21 protein-coding genes and 3 tRNA genes are annotated in these 23,064 nt (G+C 67.8%); 4 read left to right on the top strand and 20 right to left on the bottom strand.

Annotation, left to right across the window (positions count from 1 at the left end; genetic code table 11):
• Nucleotides 1-38 precede the first annotated feature (38 nt).
• A complete protein-coding gene (locus ACAH41_RS17395) occupies nt 39-965 on the bottom strand; it encodes a dienelactone hydrolase family protein (RefSeq protein WP_325656622.1) in 927 nt (308 codons plus the stop codon).
• Nucleotides 966-1,102: 137 nt separating this feature from the next.
• Between ACAH41_RS17395 and ACAH41_RS17390 the strand changes: the two genes are divergently transcribed.
• On the top strand, nt 1,103-2,638 hold the full coding sequence (locus ACAH41_RS17390; RefSeq protein ID WP_325656624.1) for a Ppx/GppA phosphatase family protein: 1,536 nt from the start codon (nt 1,103-1,105) through the stop codon (nt 2,636-2,638).
• Between the two features lie 26 nt (nt 2,639-2,664).
• Here ACAH41_RS17390 and ACAH41_RS17385 read toward each other — a convergent pair whose 3' ends face one another.
• From ACAH41_RS17385 to tolB, 10 genes are all read right to left on the bottom strand, one after another.
• Nucleotides 2,665-3,027 (bottom strand): arsenate reductase, encoded by a 363-nt coding sequence (locus ACAH41_RS17385; protein ID WP_325656626.1) that lies wholly within the window; start codon nt 3,025-3,027, stop codon nt 2,665-2,667.
• A 5-nt stretch (nt 3,028-3,032) separates the two neighbouring features.
• Nucleotides 3,033-4,835 (bottom strand): OPT/YSL family transporter, encoded by a 1,803-nt coding sequence (locus ACAH41_RS17380; RefSeq protein ID WP_370538387.1) that lies wholly within the window; start codon nt 4,833-4,835, stop codon nt 3,033-3,035.
• 258 nt (nt 4,836-5,093) lie between these two features.
• Nucleotides 5,094-5,169: transfer RNA gene (locus tag ACAH41_RS17375), tRNA-Lys, on the bottom strand.
• A gap of 29 nt (nt 5,170-5,198) precedes the next feature.
• A tRNA-Lys gene (locus ACAH41_RS17370) sits at nt 5,199-5,274 on the bottom strand.
• Between the two features lie 56 nt (nt 5,275-5,330).
• Nucleotides 5,331-5,406 (bottom strand) — tRNA-Lys (locus tag ACAH41_RS17365).
• A gap of 16 nt (nt 5,407-5,422) precedes the next feature.
• Nucleotides 5,423-6,250, bottom strand: coding sequence for a tRNA threonylcarbamoyladenosine dehydratase (locus ACAH41_RS17360; protein ID WP_325656630.1), 828 nt, complete (start codon nt 6,248-6,250; stop codon nt 5,423-5,425).
• Entirely contained in the window at nt 6,247-7,362 is a 1,116-nt protein-coding gene (locus tag ACAH41_RS17355) for a YeeE/YedE family protein (protein WP_325656632.1), read from the bottom strand. The genes ACAH41_RS17360 and ACAH41_RS17355 overlap by 4 nt, the downstream gene beginning before the upstream one ends.
• 81 nt (nt 7,363-7,443) lie before the next feature.
• On the bottom strand, nt 7,444-8,220 hold the full coding sequence (gene ybgF / locus ACAH41_RS17350) for a tol-pal system protein YbgF (protein ID WP_325656634.1): 777 nt from the start codon (nt 8,218-8,220) through the stop codon (nt 7,444-7,446).
• 4 nt (nt 8,221-8,224) lie between these two features.
• On the bottom strand, nt 8,225-8,773 hold the full coding sequence (pal, locus tag ACAH41_RS17345; RefSeq protein ID WP_370538386.1) for a peptidoglycan-associated lipoprotein Pal: 549 nt from the start codon (nt 8,771-8,773) through the stop codon (nt 8,225-8,227).
• A gap of 69 nt (nt 8,774-8,842) precedes the next feature.
• Entirely contained in the window at nt 8,843-10,120 is a 1,278-nt protein-coding gene (tolB, locus tag ACAH41_RS17340; RefSeq protein WP_325656636.1) for a Tol-Pal system beta propeller repeat protein TolB, read from the bottom strand.
• Nucleotides 10,121-10,250: 130 nt separating this feature from the next.
• On the opposite strand from tolB, the gene msbA reads away from it, so the two are divergent.
• Both msbA and ACAH41_RS17330 read left to right on the top strand, forming a co-directional pair.
• Nucleotides 10,251-11,978 (top strand): lipid A export permease/ATP-binding protein MsbA, encoded by a 1,728-nt coding sequence (gene msbA / locus ACAH41_RS17335; protein WP_325656638.1) that lies wholly within the window; start codon nt 10,251-10,253, stop codon nt 11,976-11,978.
• 17 nt (nt 11,979-11,995) lie between these two features.
• Nucleotides 11,996-12,874: an aldo/keto reductase gene (locus tag ACAH41_RS17330; RefSeq protein ID WP_325656640.1), complete on the top strand. Its 879-nt coding sequence runs from the start codon at nt 11,996-11,998 to the stop codon at nt 12,872-12,874.
• Between the two features lie 107 nt (nt 12,875-12,981).
• On the opposite strand, the gene rng is transcribed toward ACAH41_RS17330, so the two are convergent.
• From rng to ACAH41_RS17285, 9 genes are all read right to left on the bottom strand, one after another.
• Nucleotides 12,982-14,466 (bottom strand): ribonuclease G, encoded by a 1,485-nt coding sequence (gene rng, locus ACAH41_RS17325; RefSeq protein WP_325656642.1) that lies wholly within the window; start codon nt 14,464-14,466, stop codon nt 12,982-12,984.
• Between the two features lie 54 nt (nt 14,467-14,520).
• The gene (locus ACAH41_RS17320; protein WP_325656644.1) at nt 14,521-15,132 is read right to left on the bottom strand and encodes a nucleoside triphosphate pyrophosphatase; all 612 of its coding nucleotides are present in this window, start codon (nt 15,130-15,132) and stop codon (nt 14,521-14,523) included.
• An 11-nt stretch (nt 15,133-15,143) separates the two neighbouring features.
• Nucleotides 15,144-16,316: an acyltransferase gene (locus tag ACAH41_RS17315; RefSeq protein ID WP_325656646.1), complete on the bottom strand. Its 1,173-nt coding sequence runs from the start codon at nt 16,314-16,316 to the stop codon at nt 15,144-15,146.
• A 72-nt stretch (nt 16,317-16,388) separates the two neighbouring features.
• A complete protein-coding gene (gene rlmH / locus ACAH41_RS17310) occupies nt 16,389-16,856 on the bottom strand; it encodes a 23S rRNA (pseudouridine(1915)-N(3))-methyltransferase RlmH (protein WP_325656649.1) in 468 nt (155 codons plus the stop codon).
• Between the two features lie 13 nt (nt 16,857-16,869).
• Nucleotides 16,870-17,733 carry a ribosome silencing factor gene (gene rsfS / locus ACAH41_RS17305; protein ID WP_325656651.1) on the bottom strand — a complete coding sequence of 288 codons (864 nt, stop codon included), beginning with the start codon at nt 17,731-17,733 and terminating at the stop codon, nt 16,870-16,872.
• The gene (nadD, locus tag ACAH41_RS17300; protein ID WP_325656654.1) at nt 17,734-18,330 is read right to left on the bottom strand and encodes a nicotinate (nicotinamide) nucleotide adenylyltransferase; all 597 of its coding nucleotides are present in this window, start codon (nt 18,328-18,330) and stop codon (nt 17,734-17,736) included.
• A gap of 89 nt (nt 18,331-18,419) precedes the next feature.
• Entirely contained in the window at nt 18,420-19,355 is a 936-nt protein-coding gene (hemF, locus tag ACAH41_RS17295) for an oxygen-dependent coproporphyrinogen oxidase (RefSeq protein WP_325656656.1), read from the bottom strand.
• Nucleotides 19,356-19,362: 7 nt separating this feature from the next.
• Nucleotides 19,363-20,652: a phosphoribosylamine--glycine ligase gene (gene purD / locus ACAH41_RS17290; RefSeq protein WP_325656658.1), complete on the bottom strand. Its 1,290-nt coding sequence runs from the start codon at nt 20,650-20,652 to the stop codon at nt 19,363-19,365.
• A gap of 5 nt (nt 20,653-20,657) precedes the next feature.
• The gene (locus tag ACAH41_RS17285) at nt 20,658-21,380 is read right to left on the bottom strand and encodes a YebC/PmpR family DNA-binding transcriptional regulator (protein ID WP_325656660.1); all 723 of its coding nucleotides are present in this window, start codon (nt 21,378-21,380) and stop codon (nt 20,658-20,660) included.
• A gap of 113 nt (nt 21,381-21,493) precedes the next feature.
• Here ACAH41_RS17285 and ACAH41_RS17280 point away from each other — a divergent pair, with 113 nt between their 5' ends.
• On the top strand, nt 21,494-23,062 hold the full coding sequence (locus ACAH41_RS17280) for a helicase HerA-like domain-containing protein (protein ID WP_325656661.1): 1,569 nt from the start codon (nt 21,494-21,496) through the stop codon (nt 23,060-23,062).
• Nucleotides 23,063-23,064: the final 2 nt, after the last annotated feature.

Raw genomic sequence — 23,064 nt, 5'->3', positions numbered from 1 at the left:
TGGAAACAGGGACGGATTCGAAAACTGCTGCGAGAAGCTCAGGCCACGCCGAAGCGCCGAAACCAGGCGCTGCAGCGCTGCCAGCCATCGTCGGCGGCAGGCTTCAGGTAGCTGGCACGGTAGTCCGCATTGAAGGCATGGCCGGCTTCGGGGTAGACCACGAACTCGGACTGTTTCGCCGCAGGGCTGCCATTGGCCAGCGCCTTTTTCATCGTATCAACCGTGTCAAGCGTGATGCCGGTGTCCTTGCCGCCGTACAGGCCCAGCACCGGCGCCTTCAGCTCGCCCACCAGGTCCACCGGGTTCTTCGGCGACAGCGCGTTCGGCTCACCCGCCAGCCGGCCGTACCAGGCCACGCCGGCCTTCACCGCCGGGTTGTGCGCGGCATACAGCCAGGTGATGCGGCCGCCCCAGCAAAAGCCGGTGATGCCCAGCTTGCTGGTGTCCATGCCCTGCGCCCTGGCCCAGGCGACGGTGGCGTCCAGGTCGCCCATGACCTGCGCGTCCGGCACCTTGGCCACCACTTCGCTGATCAGTTTGGCGATCTCGCCGTAGCTGCCCGGGTCGCCCTGGCGCACGAACAGCTCCGGCGCAATCGCGCAGTAGCCCAGCTTCGCAAAGCGCCGCGCGATGTCGGCAATGTGCTCATGCACGCCAAAGATCTCGCTGATCACCAGCACCACCGGCGCGTTGGTCTTGCCCTGCGGCACCGCGCGGTAGGCGGGCATCTTGAAGTCGCCGACGGGAATCGTCACCTCGCCGACCAGCAGGCCATCGCTGGGCGTCTTGATCACCGTCTGCGCCATGATGGGCATGGCCGCGGCGGCGAAGCCTGTTCCCAGCGCGGCGCGCACGAATTCGCGGCGCGAAGGCGGCGCGGCCTGGGGCAGCAAGGCTTGGGCATCGTCCGCCAATTGATTCACCGCGGCTTCGGGCATCGTGTCCGGCAATGGCGTGTGCTGCATGGGCGGCCTCCTCTCGCTGTGATCAGGGAGGGGCATTCTAAAAGCCGGGGACCATCCCCGCGGTCCGCCCGGTCATCACCCAAACACAGGGCCTGCTTCACCAGGCTGCCCGCCACCGCGGGGCACAATGCCGCCCCATGCCTCTTGCCGCGTCTTTTGCCCAACCGCCCGCCTCGGGCCCGCTCGCGTCCATCGACATAGGCTCCAACAGCTTCCGCCTGGAAATCGGGCAGCTGCGCGATGGCCGCTACCGTCGGCTGCAGTATCTGAAGGAAACCGTGCGCCTGGGCGCCGGCCTCGATGCCCAAGGCCTGCTGACCGAAGAAGCGAGCCAGCGCGGCCTGGCCTGCCTGCGCCGCTTTGCCGGCACGCTCGCCGGCATGCGGCCCGGGCAGGTGCGCGCAGTGGCCACGCAGACGCTGCGCGAGGCCCGCAACCGCAATGCCTTCCTGATCCGCGCCCAAGAGGCGCTGGGCTTTCCGATCGAGATCATCTCCGGCCGCGAGGAAGCGCGCCTGATCTATGCCGGGGTGGCCAAGCTGCAGCCCTCGCATGCCGAGCGGCTGGTGATCGACATCGGCGGGCGTTCGACCGAGATGATCCTCGGCTGCGGCCGCACGCCCAGCCGCGCCGAGTCGTTCCAGGTCGGCAGCGTCAGCCTGTCGATGCGCTATTTCGCCGATGGCCGCTTCAGCGCCGAGGCCTTCCGCGCTGCGCAGATCGCCGCTGGTGCCGAGTTCGAAGAAGCACTGCAGCCGTTTGCCCGCTCGCTGTGGAAAGAGGCGCTGGGCTCCTCGGGCACCGCGGGCGCCGTCTCTGAAGTGCTGCAGGACTGCGGCGTGACCGATGGCCGCATCACGCCCGAAGGCCTGCGCTGGCTGATGCAGCGCTGCATCGAAGCCGGCCATGCCGACAAGCTGGACCTGCCCGGCATGAAGGCGGACCGCAAGCCGGTGATCGGCGGCGGGCTGGCGATCCTGTACACGTTGGCCATGCACTTCCAGATCGACGAACTGCTGCCCGCCAAGGGCGCGCTGCGCCAGGGTGTGATCGTCGACCTGCACGACCGTCTGCTGGCGCACGAACGCGCACCTGGCGGGGATGCCCATGCCGACAGCGTGCGGGTGCTGCAAAAGCGTTTCGAGGTGGACACCGCGCAAGCCTCGCGTGTGGCCGATGTGGCCACCGAGCTGTATGGCCAGGTGGTGGCAGAGCCAGACGAACAGGCCGTGACCGCGCTGCGCCGCGCTGCGCAGCTGCACGAACTGGGCCGCATGGTCTCGCACCATGACCACCACCGCCACAGCGCGTACCTGCTGGCGCATGTGGACGCGCCGGGCTGGTCGCAAAGCGAGCAGCGCCAGCTGGCCGAGCTGGTGCTGGGCCAGCGCGGCGGGCTGAAGAAGGTGGACGAGCTGATCCGCCGCGGCGACGCGGTGCTGCAGCTGCTGAGCCTGCGGCTGGCGGTAATCCTGTGCCACGCGCGCGGCGGCGATGAACCGACGCCGCAGTCGCTGCAACTGCAGCGCAAGGCCGACAAGGTCACGCTGCAGACCGGTGCCGAGTGGGCCAGCCTGCATCCGCGCACGCTGCACCTGCTGCGTGAAGAGGCGCAGGCCTGGTCAGACCCGACGCTGCCGATCAGCCTGGTGATCGGCGCCGCCAAGCGATGAAGCAGCGACAGGGCTGCAGCAGCGCTTCAGCCGAGGGCGGCTGAAGCCAGCGGCGCCCAATCGGCCGGCACAAAACCGACCGTGATGCGGCCGTTCGGCCATTCGACCACCGGACGCTTGACGACGCTGGGCTCGGCCAGCATCAGCGCCTGCGCGCTGGCGGCATCAACCACCGCAGCCTGCACCTCAGGCGACAACTTGCGCCAGGTCGTGCCCTGGCGGTTCACCAGCGGTTGCCAGCCAACGGCCGCCTGCCAGGCCGGCACGCGCTCGGCCGGCACGCCCTGCTTCTTGAAGTCGTGAAACTCGGCCGCCACACCCTGCTCGGCCAGCCAGGCGCGGGCGCGCTTGACCGTGTCGCAGTTCGGAATGCCGTAGAGCTTGGCCATCGGGCTCAACCCGCCAACGTGGCCAGCAGGCCGATCACGCCCAGGCCCAGCGCAGCGAGTGCATCACCGGCAATCAGGCCACCGCCGAACAGCGACGACGAGCTCATGTCTTCCGGCAGCTCGGTCTCGCCCGGCTTGGGTTTGGGCTTGGGCAGCGAGTTCAGGAAGCTGGAGATCACGCCGCCAATGGCGAACCAGGCGGAGGTGTTCAGGTTCACGAAGCCACCAAAGGACCAGGCGTAGGGCGACGGCAGCACCACTGCGTCCAGCACGAAGTCCGTGCAGAAGCCAGGCTTGCCGGAAGCGACGAAGCGCTGGTAGCCGGCGTTGCGCTTGATCAGCTTGCGCGCCAGTTCGACCGCAAAGCCAATGCCCACGCCAACCCAGATCGCCGTGCGCTGGTAGGGCTTGTCATCCGTCAGGCTGCGCAGCACGCCGACGAACTTGTAGGTCATCGCCGCGCTCCATTCGGCCGGCTGCTCACCGGCCTTCATCACCGTCTGGTCCAGCAGCAGCACCGGGTAGGCGGCCATGAACAGCTTGGCAAAACCCACCGCGACGACCGCGCCGACGAAGATGCCCGCCACCTGGTAGCGGAACTGCAGCGTGCGGCTGGTGCCCAGGCGCGCGCCGGTCGAGCGGTCCTGCTGCATGTCGCCGGCCACGCTGACCGAAACCAGCAGCACGGTGCCAGCCATCAGGCCGATGGCCGGGTCCTTCAGGCCGATGGCGGCCATCATCACGATCGAGACGACAAAGGCCGACGAGATCGGGTTCGAATCGCTGATGCCTTGCGAGATGCCGTTGACCATCGCGAACAGGAACACCAGCAGCACCGCGAACACGAGGTAGAAGACCGGCTGGTTCAGCACATAGTGGCCGACACCCACGGTGGCAACGGCCCAGAAGCCGACCCACATGAACATGCGCTTGCTGTCCACGCGCTTCCAGGATTCGACGGTCGCCGTCGGCGCTGCAGTCCTGCCGGTCAGGCGCTGCCAGGCCTGCCAGAAGATCAGGCTCAGGTCGATGATGGCCGCGCCCATGATGGTGCCCAGCGCGATCAGGAACATGATCTTGCGGAACGGGTCACCTTCATGCAGCCAGCCGATGGAGATGAAGTACGGCACCAGCGACCAGCCGATGCCGCCGGCGATGATGGCCGGGATGCCGATGCGCGCCCCGACCAGCATGCCCGCGCCCAGCGTCGAGGTGGACAGCTCGATGGTGCCCATGAAGGCCACCTTGGCCGCGGCCACGCCGCCCGCCAGGCCGAAGCCGATGCCGCTGCCCAGCTTGGCCACCGAGCGGCGCAGCAGCACCGGATCGGTCAGCGCGCGCAGGATGTTGGCCACTGCAAAACCCGAGGGGTAAGGCAGTTGCAGCTTGTCGACCAGGATGGGCGTGTACAACATGCCCACGCCGGCGCCCAGCATGCCGATGCACAGCATGTACAGCATCAGTTGCCAGACCGGCGGCTGCGGCATGCCCATCCAGACCATGGCCTGGATCAGCACGCCCATCGCGCTCATGCCGGCAACCGAAGCGGCAGCCGTCTGGATGAAGTTGGCGCCGTGCTTGCCGTCAGAGCCGTAGCCCAGCGTGACCACCGAGCCCAGCAGGCCGGCCAGCACCTGGCCGCCAACGAAAAAGCCGAGCGAGAAATTCATGTACGAGGCCGTCACGCCGCCCAGCGGACCCAGCACCAGGATGCCCAGTGTCAGCAGCAGTGCGTGATAGCCCCAGCTGCCTTGGCGCGGCAGCCAGTTCCAGCGCTGGCCGGAGGGCACGTCGGCCGGCCCGGCCATGGGAACAGAAGTAGAAGTGGTCATGTCAAGCTAGAAAGGATGGCGGTTCGCATCGATGCCGGTCAGCCGCACTTCACCCGCAGGGATACGCGGGGTGGCAGCAACATGGCAAACGGCGGATTCTCCCTGGAAAGCGCCAAACGGCGCCACTGGGAGCAACGCCATGACCACGCCAGAACCGTGCCAGCGGCAAAGGCAAACGGCCAAGAAAAAAGCACCCAGGCTTTTGACCTGGGTGCTTGTTTTCAATCTTAATTTTGGTGGGCCCTGAGTGACTCGAACACTCGACCTACGGATTAAGAGTCCGCTGCTCTACCAACTGAGCTAAGAGCCCTGGGGGTCTGCGATGACAGAAGAGAAACTTGGTGGGCCCTGAGTGACTCGAACACTCGACCTACGGATTAAGAGTCCGCTGCTCTACCAACTGAGCTAAGAGCCCCAAGCGACGCCTGGGCTGCCAACAAGTTGGAAAACCAGGCACCTTCTGAAATCATCTGGTGGGTTGTGCGGGATTCGAACCCACGACCAACGGATTAAAAGTCCGCTGCTCTACCGACTGAGCTAACAACCCCCGGCAGAGCCATCTATTATGGCATGCTTTTGACGGCTTGCAATGGTTTTGCGTCACCAATCGCATTTTGCTGGGGCGCAGACAGGCACAGCGAGACCAGTTCGGCCGCCGCCATCATGCCCACGCTGGCCGTCACCATCACAGAAGAACCATACCCGGCACAGTTCAGGCTGCCATCCACGTCGCAGGCTTCGGCCGCCTCCGGCATCAGCACCGGTTCGCGCGAAAACACGCAGCGCAGGCCGATGCGGCCCTGCCGCGGCGCGCCGTGCTCGCGCCGCAGCCGATTGCGCAACGAGGCCAGCAGCGGGTCGTGCGTGACGGCGGACAAATCGTCCACTTCCAGCCGGTGCGGCTGCCGCTTGCCGCCTGCCGCACCGCTGCAGACCATGGGCACGCGCTGCGCCAGCGCCCACGCGGCCAGCACCGCCTTGGCCTTGACCTGGTCGCAGGCGTCGATCAGACCATCGACAGGCCTTGGCAGCAGCGCCGGCCAGTTGCCCTGCTCGGCAAATTCCTCGACCTGGCGCACCAGGCAGCCAGGATGGATGTCCGCAATGCGCGCGGCCAGCGCGTGCACCTTGGCCTGGCCGACCGTGGCACCGACGGCCTGCACCTGGCGGTTGATGTTCGACTCGGCCACCTGGTCCAGGTCAATCAGCACCAGCTCGGCCACGCCGCAGCGCGCCAGCGCCTCGGCCGCCCACGAGCCCACGCCGCCCACGCCCACGATGGCCAGCCGCAACCCACGCAGGCGTTGGTAGCCAGCATCGCCATACAGCCGCCGCAGGCCGCCGAAGCGGCGCTCCAGGTCGGCCTCCAGGGGCTCATTGAAGCCGTTCATCCCATGCGCTCCACGCGCCAGCTCTGGTAGTGCAGCGCAGCCCAGGCGCCGCCCACGATGGCGGCCGTCGCCAGCACGCTGCCGACCGACAAGGTCGACAGGCCGCTCAGGCCCTGCCCGACGGTGCAGCCCAGCGCAAGGATGCCGCCAGTGCCCATCAGCAGCGCGCCGACGAGGTGGTTGGCCATGTCTTCCACGCCACCGAAACTTTCCCAGCGGAAAGTGCGAGTCGCAAGCGCGACGGCGGCCGAGCCGGCGATCACACCAACAGGCATCACGACCGCCATCGTCAGCACCTTGCTCGCGTCGCTGTACATCGTCAGCCAGTCGACGACCGCGGCAATCGGGTTGACGAAGCTGAAGGACTCCATGCCGCGGGTGGACGAAGCCAGGTAAGTCGGCTCCAGCGTGTCGGGGTGTTCGGCAACGAAGCCGAGATGCCCGGAAACCCACCACATCGCAGCCACCAGCAGCCCGATGCCAAGACCCGAGACCACGGCTTCCGGCGCGCGCCCTTCCGGTTTCAACAGCACCCACAGCCACAGCAACGCGCCCGCGGCGAGGCCCAGCACCAGGCCCAGCGTCTGCCGTGTGGCGCCGAAGCTCGCGCTCAGCAGCGCCGGCAGGTCCTGGCCGGCCGGGAGCGTGAGCGCCAACTTGTCCAGCGTGTTGACGCGCAGCACGCCGGTGATGCCGCGCAGCGTGGCGAGCGCGGCAAAGGCCATCACGAAAAACACGACCAGCGACTTCAGGTTGCCGCCGCCAATGCGCACCAGCGTCTTGTTGCCGCAGCCGGAGGCCAGCACCATGCCAAAGCCGAAGAAGGCGCCACCGACCAGCGTGGACAGCCACAGCAGCCGCGGCGCGGTGTAGAGCGCACGCGCAGGGTCGATCAGGCCCGAGCCGGCCAGCAGGCCGAAGCCCATCATCGCGGTGGCAATCGCCATCGCCCACATGCGGGCGCGGGTCCAGTCGCCCATGTGGAACACATCGGCCACCGCGCCCATGGTGCAGAAGTGGCTGCGCTGCGCCAGCGCGCCAAAGGCCACCGACAGGATGAATGTGGCCCACAGCACCTGGTGGGTCAGGGCCGGTACATCGATTTGCTGCATCCTGCGATTTTAGGAGCCGCGAAACAACACCGCCCACCGGCCGGAAACCGGCGGGCGGGCGGCGCAGCAGTTCGAGGCCGGTTACTTCAATGAGACAAGCCGTTCCTTGGCTGCCTGCGCAGCCTCGGACTTCGGGAATTGCTTGATCAGGTCTTCCAGCGTGCGCCTGGCAGACTTGTTGTCCTTCATCTCGGCCTGGCAGTTGGCCACGGCCAGCCAGCCCTCGGGTGCGCGCACGTGCTCGGGCGCCCCTGCCAGGAAGGCCTTGAAGGTGACGATCGCGTCCTTGTACTGGCGCAGGCCGTATTGCGCATTGCCCAGCCAGTAGCGCGCCGAATCGGTGTAGCCGCTGCTCGGGTAGCGCTTCATCAGGTTCTGCAGGCCGCCGGCCGCCTTGTCGAAGTCACCGTTGCGCAGGCTGGCCATCGCATCGTCGTAGAGCTTCTTCTCTTCCGGATCGGCGCTGAAGTCCTTGCCGTCGACCGAAACCGGCTGCGGCTCGAACTTCTTCATGCGCTCGTCCACGCCGGCCTGGATGTCCTTCTGCCTGCGCTGGACCTCGGACAGGTCGCGCAGCATCTGCTCTTCCTGGCCGCGCATGCGGGCCATCTCGGCGCGCAGCTGCTCGTTCTGGCTGTTCAGGTCCAACAGGCCTCGCTGCAGTTGCTGGACCTGGTCGGCCAACTCCTGCAGCCGGGTGCGCAGCATGGTTTCGGTCTGGGCCTGCTTGCTGCGCAGCTCCAGGATGGCCTTGCGGGCCTCGTCGTCGTCAAACACGCCCGCATGCGCCGGCACTGCCGACAGCCACAGGCCAGACAGCGCCAGGGCGGCAGGCAGGAATTTCAGCCAGCGGGTCATGGCCTCAACGGTCCTTCAGCTCGGCACGGCGGTTCTTGGCCCAGGCGGCTTCGTCGCTGCCCTGCACGGCCGGGCGCTCTTCGCCGTAGCTGACCGATTCCATCTGCCCGTCTGCCACGCCCAGCAGCGCCAGCGACTTCTGCACCGCCTCGGCGCGCTTCTGGCCCAGCGCCAGGTTGTACTCACGGCCACCGCGCTCGTCGGTGTGGCCTTCGATGGTCAGCTTGCGTTGCTTGCTGGCATTCAGCATCTTGGCATTGCCTTCCAGCACCGAGCGGAACTCTTCCTTGACGACAAAGCTGTCGAAGTCGAAGTACACGACCTTGCCGACCGCCGAGGCGCCCAGGTCGTTCTTGTTCAGGTCCACCGTGTTGACGCCGCTTTGCGAAGACTGCGTGGCAGGCTGGCTGTCGACAGCCTTGGGCGCGCGGGTCTCGACTGGCGTGTCGTCCAGCTTCACGCTGGAGGCACAACCGGCCGCCAGCAGCGTGGCCGCCAGCATGGCGCCCAGGCCGGCGCGGTGGATGGAAGAAAAAGGCAGGGACTGGGACATGGAAGACTCCTTGTTGTTGGTGATGCAGCTTGTGGTGCAGCGTTGGTTCGCGAAGATGGGGCCTTGCGCTCAGCGGCCGAAGGGGCCCCAGACCGGTTCGCGAATGTCCTGCCCGCTGGTGAGCAGGCGGGTCCTGATCTTGCCATCCAATGTGGAAGTCATCAGCACTTCCTGGCCACGCGTGCGGGTGGCGTAGATCAGGAAGCGGCCGTTCGGCGAGAAGCTCGGGCTTTCATCGTCGCTGGTGTCGCTGACGGTTGTCAGGTTGCCGCTGGCCAGGTCCATGGTCATGACCTTGAACGTGCTGCCGCCCTGGCGCTGCACAAAGGCGAGCGTCTTGCCGTCAGGGCTGATGGCCGGGCTGATGTTGTAGCTGCCATTGAAGGTCACGCGCTCGGCGTTGCCGCCATTGACTGGCTGGCGGTAGATCTGCGGCGAGCCGCCGCGGTCGCTGACGAAATACAGCGCGCTGCCGTCCGGCGTGAAGGCCGGCTCGGTGTCGATGGCGCTGCTCTGCGTCACGCGGCGCGGCGTGCCGCCTTCGCGCGGCATCAGGAAGATCTGCGAGCCGCCTTCGCGCGACAGCGTCACCGCCAGCGTCTGGCCGTCGGGCGACCAGGCCGGCGCGCTGTTCGAGCCGCGGAAGTTGGCGACCTGGCGGCGCGCGCCGGTCGAGGTGTCCTGCACATAGACGACCGGCTTGTGCGATTCGAACGACACATAGGCCAGCTCCTTGCCGTTGGGCGACCAGGCCGGCGAGATGATGGGCTCGCCGCTGGTGACCGCAACCTGGCCGCCTTCGCCGTCGGCGTCGGCCACGCGCAGCGCGTAGCGGCCGCCGCCCTTGGTCACGTAGGCGATGCGCGTGGCGAACACGCCTTTCTCGCCGGTCAGCTTCTCGTAGATCGCGTCGGCGATGCGGTGCGCCGCCAGCCGCAGGTCAGGCGCCGGCACGGCCAGGCTCTGGCCGCCCAGGTCGCTGCCCTTGACCACGTCCCACAGCTTGTAGCGCACGTCGAAGCGGCCGTCGGCCAAGCGGGTGACCGAGCCTGCGGCCAGCGCATCGGCACCGCGGCCACGCAGGTCGTTGAAGGATGGGCTGCCGGTTTCGTCGTGCTGGGCCGCACCGTCAACAAAGCGGAACAGGCCGCTGCGCTCGAGGTCGGCCCGGATCACAGGCGAGATCGGCTGAGAACTGTTCTCCTCGTCGCGGAAGCGCAAGAGCGCTATCGGCAGCTGGGTCGCCCCAATGCCGGCGATCTCGACTCGAAATTGGGCCAGGGCCGGCAAAGCGGCGGTGGTTCCGAGGGCGCCTAGCGCGCCCAATGCATTACGTCTTTTCCACATGCGTAGAGGGCTCGATTCCAAAAACGCGCAACAAGTTCCATGCCGGCGTCAATTGTGGGCTGCGGCGCATTGTAGGCAGAGCAACAACGATAATCGCCGCCGGGCTCGCTCCAGCCCTCTCCCACAGAACATGACCCCTTCCTTCTTTCAGCGCCTGCGCCGACTTGCTCCGCACTTCAAAGGCGGCCGCGGCGCCTGGGCCATCTCCGCCGTTGCCTCGGTGGTCGTGGCCTCCACTGAGCCGGCAACCGCCGCCCTGATGAAGCCGCTGATCGACCGCGGCTTCAAGGAGGGTGCGCTGCCGCTGTGGCAGGTGCCGGTGGTGGTGATCGGGCTGTTCCTGCTACGCGGCGTGTTCGGCTTCATCTCGCAGTATTCGCTGGCCTGGGCGGCCAACCGCGGCGTGCTGTCGCTGCGCACCGCCATGTTCGACCATTTGATGAAGGCCGCGCCCGCGCTGTTTGGCAGCCGCAGCGCCAGCAGCCTGACCAACACCCTCGTTCATGAAGTGCAGGCTGGCGCCCAGCAGATGATGAACGGCATGAACACGATGGTGAGGGACTCGCTGACATTGATCGGCCTGTTCGGCTACCTGATGTACTTGAACTGGCAATTGACGCTCCTGGTCTCGGTGCTGCTGCCGGCCGTGGCCTGGGTCATGCGCACCATGGGCGGCCGCCTGCGCAAGCTGAGCAAGGCAAGTGCCGTGGCCACCGATGAGCTGGCCTACGTGGTCGAGGAAAACGTGCTGGCCTGGCGCATCGTGCGCATGCACGGCGCGGCCAGCATCGAGGCCGCGCGCTTCGAGAAGGGCAGCGAACGCCTGCGCAGCCTGCTGCTGAAGTCGGTCGCCTCCAGCGCCAGCATCACGCCGTTGACGCAGGTGCTGGCCGCGATCGCGATGTCTGGCGTCATCGTCGTGGCGCTATGGCATGCCCGGTCCAGCGGCGCCTCGGTCGGCAGCTTCGTCTCGTTTGTCACCGCGATGCTGATGCTGATCACGCCGATCAAGCACCTGTCGGACGTGATGGCCCCCATCACGCGCGGCCTGACGGCCCTCGAGCGCGGGCTGGACATGATCGAGCACAGCCCGGCCGAGACCGGCGGCAGCTACCAGGTCGAGCGCAGTAGCGGCCACCTGCAGCTGGACAACGTGAACCTGCGCTACCGGCCGGACCAGCCGCAGGCGCTGGACGCCGTGACGCTGGACATCCGCGCCGGCGAAACGCTGGCGCTGGTGGGCCCGTCGGGCGCCGGCAAGTCCACGCTGGTGCACCTGATGCCGCGTTTCGTCGAGCCCGACAGCGGCCGCGTGATGCTGGACGGTGTGCCGCTGATCGATTGGGACGTGGGCGCGCTGCGGCGCCAGTTCGCGCTGGTCAGCCAGGACGTGGTGCTGTTCAACGACACGGTGGCCAACAACGTGGCGCTGGGCGAAGAGACCGATGTCGAGCGCGTGCGCGAGGCGCTGCGCAGCGCCAACCTGCTGGACTTCGTGCTGAGCCTGCCGCAGGGGCTGGACAGTCCCATCGGCCACAACGGCAGCCAGCTCTCCGGCGGCCAGCGCCAGCGCATGGCGATCGCCCGCGCGATCTACAAGGACGCGCCCATCCTGATCCTGGACGAGGCCACATCGGCACTGGATGCCGAAAGCGAGCATCTGGTGCAGCAGGCGCTGGACCGGCTGATGCAGGGCCGAACCACGCTGGTCATCGCCCACCGCCTGGCCACCATCGAACGCGCCGACCGCATTGTCGTGATGGACGGCGGCCGCGTCGTCGAACAAGGCAGCCACCAGCAGCTGCTCGCGCAGGGCGGCCTGTACGCGCGGCTGCACGGCATGCAATTCCGCAGCTGAATTTCTTCACCGCGCCCATGAACGACCTGAAGCTCTCCCCCATCGTCGCTGGCGCCTGGCGCCTGTCCGAGTGGCAACTCAGCGTGCCGCAGCGCCTGGCCTGGATAGCAGGCTGCATCGAACGTGGGCTGACCAGCTTCGACCATGCCGACATCTATGGCGGCTACGAGGTCGAGGCGCTGTTCGGCGAGGCGCTGGCCGCCAAGCCCGGCCTGCGCAACCAGATGCAGCTGATCAGCAAATGCGGCATCAAGCTGACCACACCGAACCGGCCCAGCCACGCGATCAAGTCCTACGACAGCTCGGCCGCGCACGTGCGCGCTTCGGTCGAAGCCTCGCTGAAGGCCTTGCACACCGACCGCCTGGACCTGCTGCTGATCCACCGCCCCGACCTGCTGCTGGATGCCGATGAGCTCGCGCGCTGCTTCGAGCAGCTGCGCAGCGAAGGCAAGGTGCTGAACTTCGGCGTGTCCAATTTCACCGCCTCGCAGTTCGCGCTGCTCAACAGCCGCTTCCCGCTGCTGACCCACCAGCTCGAATGCTCGCCGCTGCACCTGGACCCGCTGGACGACGGAACCTTCGACCAACTGCAGCAGTTGCGCCTGCGCCCGATGATCTGGTCCCCGCTGGCCGGCGGCCGCCTGTTCACCGGCACCGACGAACGCTCGCTCGCCGTGCGCACCGTGCTGGCCGAAATGGGAGAACGCCTGGGCGGCGCCAGCGCCACCACGCTGGCCCTGGCCTGGCTGCTGCGCCTGCCCTGCCACCCCATCCCGGTGATCGGCTCCCGCCGCCTCGAAGCCGCCGACGAAGCCATGGCCGCCACCAAGCTCGAACTCAGCGCCGAGGACTGGTACCGGATCTGGATGGCGGGCGCCGGGCGCGAAGTGGCCTGAAATTCAGCCGAGCCGGGCGCACGCTGGGCCCACCAGGAAACGCCGGGCCGCCCCAGGTTTCCTGACCCCCCTCGGGGGCAGGCTGGGCGCAGCCCAGACCTGAGGGCCTACATCAGGACGATGTCGTACTGCTCCGGGTTCAGTGCTGGTTCGGCGGACAGCGAGATCGGCTTCTTGATGAAGGCGGACAGGTCGGCCAGGTGCTGGCTTTCTTCGTCCAGCAGCATTTCCACCACCGAGGCGCTGGCCAGCACGCGGAATTCCTTGGGGTCGAACTGGCGGGCTTCGCGCAGGATCTCGCGCAGGATGTCGTAGCAGACGCTGCGCGCCGTCTTGACCTGGCCGCGGCCGGCGCAGGTGGAGCATGGCTGGCACAGCATGTGGGCCAGCGACTCGCGCGTGCGCTTGCGCGTCATCTCGACCAGGCCCAGCTGCGTGAAGCCGCTGACCGTGGTCTTGGTGCGGTCGCGCGCCAGCTGCTTCCTGAATTCGCTCAGCACCGCGTGCTGGTGCTCCTCTCGCACCATGTCGATGAAGTCGACGATGATGATGCCGCCCAGGTTGCGCAGGCGCAGCTGGCGGGCAATGGCGAGTGCCGCTTCCAGGTTGGTCTTGAAGATGGTGTCGTCGAAATTGCGCGCCCCGACAAAACCGCCGGTGTTGACATCGATGGTCGTCAGCGCTTCGGTCTGGTCGATGATGAGGTAGCCGCCGGACTTCAGGTCCACGCGCCGCGCCAGCGCGCGGGCAATCTCTTCCTCGATGCCGAACAGGTCGAAGATCGGCCGCTCGCCGCGGTAGTGCTCCAGCTTGGCGGAAGAGGCCGGTGTGTAGGCCGTGCCAAAGGCTTTCAGCAGGTCGAACTGCTGCTGCGAATCGATGCGGATGGCCTGCGTCTGCTCGGTAGCCAGGTCACGCAGCACCCGCTCGGCCAGGCCCAGGTCCTGGTGCAGCAGCGAGCCCGCCGGCTGGGTGACCGCGCGCTGGCGGATCAGGCCCCAGGTCTTGCGGAGGTAGGCAATGTCGTCGCCCAGCTCGCTGTCGCTGGCTTCCTCTGCGTTGGTGCGCAGGATGAAGCCGCCACCGCCGCCCTCTTCGGGCTTGCCGACCAGCGCCTGCATGCGGGTGCGCAGCTGCTCGCGTGCCTCGGGCGAGCCGATCTTCTGCGAGATGCCGATGTGGTTGTCCTGCGGCAAGAAGACCAGCATGCGGCCAGCCACGCTGATCTGCGTGGACAGCCGCGCGCCCTTGGTGCCGATGGGGTCCTTGATGACCTGCACCGTCAGCGTCTGGCCTTCGAAGACCTGCTTCTCGATCGGCACCGGCGGGACGTTGTTGCCGTTGTCGCCCTTGCCGTGGTGCGGGCCGCTGGTGTGCAGGTCGGCCACGTGCAGGAAGGCGGCGCGTTCCAGGCCGATGTCGATGAAGGCGCTTTGCATGCCGGGCAGCACGCGGGCGACCTTGCCGAGGTAGACGTTGCCGACGAGGCCCCGTTCCAGCGTTCGCTCCAGGTGCAGTTCCTGCACCGCGCCGTTTTCGATGATGGCGACCCGGGTCTCTTGTGGGGACCAGTTGATCAGGATGTCGTGCATGCGTGGCGGCCGGTGGCCTGTTGGCCTGACCCCGCGGCTGCCGGCACGGCGTCGTCAGAATCGCACGCGGGCCTGGCGCAGCAGCTGGGTTGTCTCGTAAAGGGGCAAACCCATGATACCGGAGTAGCTCCCGGCGATGCGGGCGATCCAGCCGGCCAGCGAGCTCTGGATGGCATAGGCGCCGGCCTTGCCAAACGGCTCGCCGCTGGCCACGTAGCGGCTCAGCACTTCGGGCGGAATCTCGGCAAAGCGCACGCTGGACAGGCTGAGCGCAAAGCGGCTGCGCCGTCCGTCATGAACCCCCACTGCCGTGAGCACCCGGTGGTTGCGGCCGGACAAGGCCTGCAGCGTGGCCAGCGCGTGCGCCGCGTCCACCGGCTTGCCGAGGATGCGCCGGCCCAGCGCGACGGTGGTGTCCGAGCACAGCACCGGCGCGGCCGGCAGCCCGCGCGTCCTCAGCCGCTCGCGCGCGGCCACCAGCTTGTTGCGGGTCACGCGCTGCACATAGTCGGCCGGCAATTCACCCCGCACTTCAGCTTCCAGCGCCTCGGCGTCTTCGTCGGGCGCGGGCAGCAGCAGTTCATGGCGCACGCCGAGCTGGTCCAGCAGTTGGCGCCGGCGCGGGCTTTGGGAGGCGAGGTAGACGAAGTCGTGAAACGCTTGCATGGCCGCCATTGTCAGGTCGACCAGCCGGCGGCCTTGAGCGAAGGGCGACGAATCCAGCGCGTGCGCAAGGCCTGCAGCACCGGCTCGCCGACCCAGCGCGACACGCCTGCGGCGACCAGCGCACTCAGCAGCAGGAAGACCAGCAGCAGGGGCAGGCGCTGCACCGGCTGCAGCGTGTCGCGTTGGAAAAACTGCAGCAGTCCGGCCAGCACCAGCACATGGAACAGGTACAGCTCGTAGCTGTGGCGGCCCAGCCAGCGCAGCGGCGTGAGCAGGCTGTCCAGTTGGCCGCGCCAGCCCACGACGACCGGCTGAGGGCCCCGCGAGGCCCAGAGCCAGAGGGCGGTGCAGCCCAGCAGCGCGCTGAAGGTCCAGCTCGGGTGGCCCATGAAGGACTGGCACCACACCGCAACCATGCCGGCCACCGCCAGCCAACGCAGCGGCGCCGCCCAGCGCGCCGGCACCCGCCAGCGCTGGCTGGCCATTGCACACAACACGCCGGCCGCGATCGCGTCGAAGCAGGCCGGGTAGGCGTAGAGGAAATCGATGTCGTTGCCGGGGTGCAGCGCGCGGTAGACGGGCCCGAGCACCAGCAAGGCGACAGCCGACAACACGATCCACAGCGGCCGTTTCAGCACGCGGCACAGCAGCGGGAACAGCAGGTAGAACGCCTCCTCGACCGACAGCGACCAGTAGACGTTCAGGCAGTAGTGGAAGTAGCCCCAGCCTTCCTGCTGCATCAGCAGGTTGTGCCAGAAACCCAGCACCGAGGCCAGCGCGATCAGCCAGCGCTGCGGCGGCAGGGCCGGCGTGTCCTTGTCGCCACCGAAATACGGCAACCCGCCCACCCAGCCCAGCAGCACGATGACCGTCAGCGCCAGCAGCAGCGGCGGCAGGATGCGGCTGACCCGCTCGGCATAGAAGCGGCGCAGGTCGATGTTGGCCAGCGCGCCGTCGCGCTGCAGCACCTGGCGGGTGATCAGGAAGCCCGAGATCACGAAAAACAGCGTCACGCCGTAGTTGCCACGCAGTGTCAGCACCCCCAGCAGCGGCTTGCCGAGCAGGTCGCCCAGCGGGCTTTTCAGCAGGCCGAAGGCCAGCGTGAAGTGCAGCACCAGCACGCTGAGGATGGCCACGCCACGCAGCGTGTCGATGCGCAGCGAGCGGGAGGCATGGAAGCGCATTGGCGCAGCAGCAGAGGTCACGGCGAAGCACAACGGCAGGCGCGGTGAGAGGCGCGGCTTGCGCCGGCCGCCTCACTCGCGGTGATAAGGATGGCCGTTGCGCAGTGACCAGGCGCGGTACAGCGCTTCGGCCAGGAACACGCGCACAAAGGCATGCGGCAGGGTCAGGTCGGACAGGCGCAGCGTCTCGTCGGCCGTGGCCTTCAATGTCGGGTCCAGGCCGTCCGGCCCGCCGACGAAAAACACCACGTCGCGACCGTCGCCCAGCCAGAACTCGAAGCGCTTGGCCAGCTCCGCCGTGGTCATGCGGGCGCCGCGTTCATCGAGGATGACACGGCGCGCACCCTTGGGGCAGGCCGCTTCGAGGCGCGAGGCCTCGGCCGCCATCAGCTGCTCGGTGCTCTTGCCGCCGCGCGGCTCAGCCTTCACGGCCTTCAGCTCCAGCTTCGCATCGGACGGGAAACGCTTGGCGAAGTCCTCGTAGGCCGCGTCAGCCCAGGCCGGCTGGCGCTGGCCGACGGCGGCAAGCACAAGGCGCATCAGGCGCTGCGGCTCAGCGCGCGGTCTTGCGCGGTGCGGCCTTCTTCGCCGGTGCCGCCTTCTTCGCGGCAGCCTTCACCGGTGCGGCCCTGGCAGGTGCAGCCTTGGCTGGCGCCCGCGTGGCGCTCTTGGCAGGCAACTTGCCGGCAGTCTTGATGACGCCCTTCTTGGCCGCCACCGGCTTGACGACCAGCGTCTTGACCGGCGTGGCCTTGGCAATGGCCTTCTTGGCTGCGTCCTTGGCGGCCGTCTTCTTGGCCTCCGCCTTGGCTGCTGCAGCCTTGGCCACGGCCTTGGCGCTGGGCATGGGCTCGGGCTTGGCTTCCGGCCTGGCCAGCTTGCCGCCGCTGGTCTTGCGGGCCGGACGCGAGGTCGGTGCCGCGGCCAGGCTGTCGTCGCTGCGCTTCTTGCCCTTGACCGGCGCCGCCAGCGCTTCGGCCTTGGCCGAGGACATCTTCGGCTTGGCGGCCTTCGCCGGCTTGGCCGCCGGTTCGTCTTCCTCTTCGGAAGCCTTGACCAGCGAGACCTTGCTGCTGCCGAGCTTCATGTTGACCGGCTTGCCGCCCCAGATCTCTTCGAGGCGGTAGTAGTCGCGAATGGCGGGCTGCATGATGTGGGCGACGGCAGCGCCGCAGTCCACGATGATCCATTCGCCGTTGTCCTGGCCTTCGGTGCGCAGCACCTGCAGGCCGGCACCCTTGACCGACTCGCGCACACTGGAAGCGAGGGCCTTGGTCTGGCGGTTGCTGGTGCCCGAGGCCACGATGACACGCTCGAACAGCGGCGACAGGTGCTCGGTGTTGAAGACCACGATGTCCTGGGCCTTCACATCTTCGAGGCCATCGACGATGGCGCGTTGCAGTTTGCGGATGTCCATTCAGCGGCCGGGGGGCGCCCGGTAGAGGAGGTGTTGATCAATATAGCGCGCCACCGCCTCACCGACCAGCGGTGAAACCGGCTGCCCGGCAGCGATGCGTTCGCGGATGCCGGTGGCGCTGATGTCGGTACGGGGCAGCGGCAGCACGTTCATGGCGTGCGGCAGGCCCGACCAGGCGGCCGGCGGACTGGGACTTCGGCCCTCGCGAGCAGCGACGGCAAATGAGACCAGGGAGCGCAATTGTGCCGCATCGCGCCAGGTGTCGAGCCTGGCGTACTGATCCTGCCCGATCACCAGCACCAGTTCGGCCTCTGGAAACTCGGCTTTCAGCTCGCGCGCGGTGTCCACCGTGTAGCTCGGCCCCTGGCGCTGAAGCTCGCGCACATCGAGTCGTTGCCGAGGCTCGGCGGCCATCAACAGTTGCACCATCGCCGCCCTGTGCTCTGCTGGCGCCAGCGCACCCGCGGGCTTCTGCCAGGGCGCGCCGGCCGGCAACCAACGCAGCTCGTCCAACTGAAGCGCCTGCACCGCAATGCGGGCCAGCGCCAGGTGTGCCAGATGCGGCGGGTTGAAGCTGCCGCCGAACATTCCGATCATTGGCGCCGCTCGCCGAACGGGTACGTTCGCCGATCCCCCGAGGGGATGCGGGCCGGCTTGGGGCGGCCCGGCGCTCGGCCCGCGGCGCCTCACAGTGCCTCGTCGGCCCAGTTCGCCCAGTCCCGCGGGCGCAGGAAGTCGCTGTAGAGCCGCGCCTCGGCGGTGCCGGTCTCGGGCGCCCAGTCGTAGCGCCAGTTGGCCATCGGCGGCATGGACATCAGGATGGCCTCGGTGCGGCCACCGGACTGCAGGCCGAACAAGGTGCCGCGGTCCCACACCAGGTTGAACTCGACGTAGCGCCCGCGCCGGTAAGCCTGGAAATCGCGCTCTCGCTCGCCGTACGGCATGTCGCGGCAGCGTTGCAGGATGGGCTCGTACGCGGCCAGGAAAGCGTCACCCACGGCACGGGTCATCGCGAAGCTCTGCTCGAAGCCGAGCTCGTGGAAATCGTCGAAGAAGATGCCGCCAATGCCGCGCGGTTCCTGCCGGTGCTTCAGGAAGAAATACTCGTCGCACCACTGCTTGAAGCGCGGGTACAGCGCCGGGCCGAACGGCGCCAGCGCGTCGCGGCAGCTGCGGTGGAAGTGCGCCGCGTCTTGCTCGAAGCCGTAGTACGGCGTCAAGTCCATGCCGCCACCGAACCACACCACCGGCCCACGGCCCTCGGGCTTGGCGACAAAGCAGCGCACGTTCATGTGCACCGTCGGCACATAAGGGTTGCGCGGGTGGAAGACCAGCGACACGCCCATGGCCTCGAACGGCGCGCCGGCCAGCTCGGGCCGGTGCGCGCTGGCCGAAGGCGGCAGCTGCTGGCCCTGCACATGGCTGAAGTTGCAGCCACCGCGCTCCATCAGCTGGCCGCCTTCGATCAGCCGCGTGATGCCGTCGCCCGTCAGCCGGCCGCCGGGCTCGCGCTGCCAGGCGTCGGTGAGAAAAGCCTGCCCGTCCAGCTCGGACAGGCGGGCCACGATGCGTTCCTGCAGGCCCAGGAAGTAGGCCCGCAGCGCCTGGGTGTCCACGCTCATGCCCGGTTCAGCGCTTGATCGCGCGGTGGCCGATGTCGGTGCGCCACTGCGCGCCGTCGAAGGCAATGCCTTGCATCAGCTCGTAGGCGCGCTGCTGCGCGGTGCGCGCCGAGTCGCCCAGCGCGGTCACGCACAGCACCCGGCCACCGGAGGTCAGTGTCTGGCCGTTCTTGGCCACGGTGCCGGCGTGGAAGACCATGCCGTCCTCGGTGCCGGCCGCATTCGCCGGCAGGCCGGCGATGGCATCGCCCTTGCGCGGTTCGGCCGGGTAGTTGGCGGCGGCCATCACCACGCCCAGCGCGAAGCGCCGGTCCCATTGCAGCGTGACCTGGTCCAGCGTGGCGTCGGTCGCGTGCAGCATCACGTCGACCAGGTCGCTCTTGAGCCGCATCATGATGGGCTGGGTTTCCGGGTCGCCCATGCGGGTGTTGAACTCCAGCGTCTTGACCTGGCCGTCGGGCGAGATCATCAGCCCGGCATACAGGAAACCGGTGAATGGAATGCCGTCCTTGGCCATGCCGGCAATCGTCGGCAGGATGACCTCGTGCATCGCGCGGGCGTGCACATTGGGCGTGACGACCGGGGCCGGCGAATAGGCGCCCATGCCGCCGGTGTTCGGACCGGTGTCGCCGTCGCCAATGCGCTTGTGGTCCTGGCTGGTGGCCAGCGGCAGCACGTTCTTGCCGTCGCACAGCACGATGAAGCTGGCCTCTTCGCCCTGCAGGAATTCCTCAATCACGACCCGCGCGCCGCCGGCGTTGTGCACCACGCCCAGCGCATTGCCTTCGAGCATGAAGTCGATCGCCTCGTGCGCCTCAGCCAGCGACATGGCCACGACCACGCCCTTGCCCGCCGCCAGCCCATCGGCCTTGACGACGATGGGCGCGCCGATCTTGTCGACATAAGCGTGGGCCTGGGCCGCGTCGGTGAAGGTGCCGTAGGCCGCGGTCGGAATCGCATGCCGCTGCATGAAGTCCTTGGCGAAGGCCTTGGAGCTTTCGAGCTGGGCCGCCGCCTTGGTCGGGCCGAAGATGCGCAGGCCGCGGGCGCGAAAGATGTCGACCACGCCCTGCGACAGCGGCGCCTCGGGGCCGACCACCGTCAGGCCGACCTTCTCCTTCTGCGCGAAATCGGCCAGTGCCGTGGGGTCGGTGATGGGCACGTTGGTCAGCCGCTTGTCGAGCGCGGTGCCGCCGTTGCCGGGCGCCACGAAGACGCGCTGCACCTTCTGGCTTTGCGCCAGTTTCCAGGCCAAAGCGTGTTCACGGCCGCCGGAGCCGATGACGAGAATGTTCATGGCAATCAGCCCAGTTCGGCGTTGTGAAACACATCCTGCACGTCGTCGAGGTCCTCGATTGCGTCCAGCAGTTTTTGCATGCGCTCGGCGTCGTCGCCGGTCAGTGCAATGGTGTTTTCAGCCCGCATCGTGACCTCGGCGATTTCCGGCTTCAGGCCGGCGGCCTCCAGCGCGTTTTTGACCGCTTCGAATTCGGTCGGCGGCGTGAGCACCTCGATGGCACCGTCGTCGTCGGTGATGACGTCATCGGCGCCGGCTTCCAGCGCCACTTCCATGACCTTGTCTTCCGACACGCCCGGCGCGAACACCAGCTGGCCGCAGTGCTTGAACTGGAAGGCCACCGAGCCTTCGGTGCCCATGTTGCCGCCGTACTTGCTGAAGGCATGGCGCACGTCGGCCACGGTGCGCACACGGTTGTCGGTCATGCAGTCGACGATGATGGCCGCGCCACCGATGCCGTAGCCCTCGTAGCGGATTTCCTCGTAGTTCACGCCTTCGAGGTTGCCGGTGGCCTTGTCGATGTTGCGCTTGACCGTGTCGACCGGCAGGTTCACCGCCTTGGCCTTTTCGACCGCCAACCGCAGCCGCGGGTTGGCCGACACGTCGCCGCCACCCAGCCGGGCCGCGACCATGATTTCACGGATGACCCGCGTCCAGGCCTTGCCCCGCTTTTCGTCCTGACGACCCTTGCGGTGTTGGATATTGGCCCATTTCGAGTGACCAGCCATGACAGAGTTCTCCTGCGCCCGGGCACGCCAAAGCCGGCCCGGGGCATTTCAAGTTTCTTGGATAGACTGAGATTTTACTTGGTGGCCCTGTGGGCCGCCACGAGGAGACTTCGATGGCCGACCCCCTGCTCGTCGCGCGGCATGGCAACACAAGCTGTGAGCTGCTGCCCGAACTGGCCAACCGCCACGGCCTGATCACCGGCGCCACCGGCACCGGCAAGACCATCACGCTGCAAACCCTGGCCGAGGGGTTCTCCCGCATCGGCGTGCCAGTCTTCATGGCCGACGTGAAGGGCGACCTGACCGGCATCAGCCAGGCCGGCAGCCTGAGCCCCAAGCTGGCCGCGGTACTGAAGGAGCGCGGCCTGGACGCGCCCACACCTACCGCCTGCCCCACCACGCTGTGGGACGTGTTCGGCGAGCAGGGCCATCCGGCGCGCGCCACCGTCAGCGACATGGGCCCGCTGCTGCTGGCCCGCATGCTGGCGCTCAACGAGACCCAGGCCGGCGTGCTGAACCTGGTCTTCAAGATCGCCGACGACCACGGCCTCCTGCTGCTGGACCTGAAGGACCTGCGCGCGATGCTGCAGCACGTGGGCGACAACGCCTCGCAGTTCACGACCGAATACGGCAACGTCAGCGCCGCGTCCATCGGCGCCATCCAGCGCGGCCTTTTGCAGATCGAGCAACAGGGCGGCGACCAGTTCTTCGGCGAGCCGATGCTGAACATCGCTGACTTCATGCAAACCTCGGATGGATCAGGTGTGATCAACATCCTGTCTGCCGACAAGCTGATGAACGCGCCGCGGCTCTACGCCAGCTTCCTGCTGTGGATGCTATCTGAGCTGTTCGAGACGCTGCCCGAGGTCGGCGACCTGGAAAAACCCAAGCTGGTGTTTTTCTTCGACGAGGCCCACCTGCTGTTCAAGGACGCCCCGTCGGCACTGGTCGAGCGCATCGAGCTGGTGGTCCGCCTGGTGCGCTCCAAGGGCGTGGGCGTCTATTTCGTGACGCAGAACCCGCTGGACGTGCCCGACAGCGTGCTGGGCCAGCTTGGCAACCGGGTGCAGCACGCGTTGCGCGCCTTCACGCCGCGTGACCAGAAGGCCGTCAGGAGCGCCGCCGAGACCATGCGCGCCAACCCGGGGCTGGACATTGCCACGGCCATCACCGAGCTCGGCGTGGGCGAGGCGCTGATCAGCTTCCTGGACGCCAAAGGCCGGCCCTGCATCACCGAGCGGGTGTTCGTGCTGCCGCCCGGCGGCCAGATCGGCCCGATCACGCCGGCCCAGCGCCAGGCGCTGCGCGAAGGCTCGCTGGTGGCGGGCGTGTACGAGGCCGCGGTGGACCGGGAGTCGGCCTACGAGAAGCTGCGCGGCGGTGCCGCGGCATCGCCAGCGCCGGGTGCCAGGCCCACCGCCACCAGCATGCAAACGCCAACCGCCGGCCAGCCCGCGCCCAGCGAGGCCGAAGGCCCGGGCTGGATGGCCGGGGTGAAGGACGGCCTCAGCGACCTGCTGTTCGGCTCGACCGGCCCACGCGGCGGCAGGCACGACGGGCTGGCGCAAACCGTTGCCAAGTCCGCCGTGCGCACCATTGGTTCCAGCGTCGGCCGCGAGATCGTGCGCGGCGTGCTGGGCTCCATCCTCGGCGGCGCCACGGCCAGCCGGCGACGCCGCTGAGC

Origin of the sequence: Ideonella sp., assembly GCF_041287625.1 — a bacterium.
Classification (GTDB): Bacteria; Pseudomonadota; Gammaproteobacteria; order Burkholderiales; family Burkholderiaceae_C; genus Ideonella.
The sequence above is the reverse complement of the archived record's forward strand: the minus strand, read 5'-3'. Positions and strand labels throughout refer to the sequence as shown.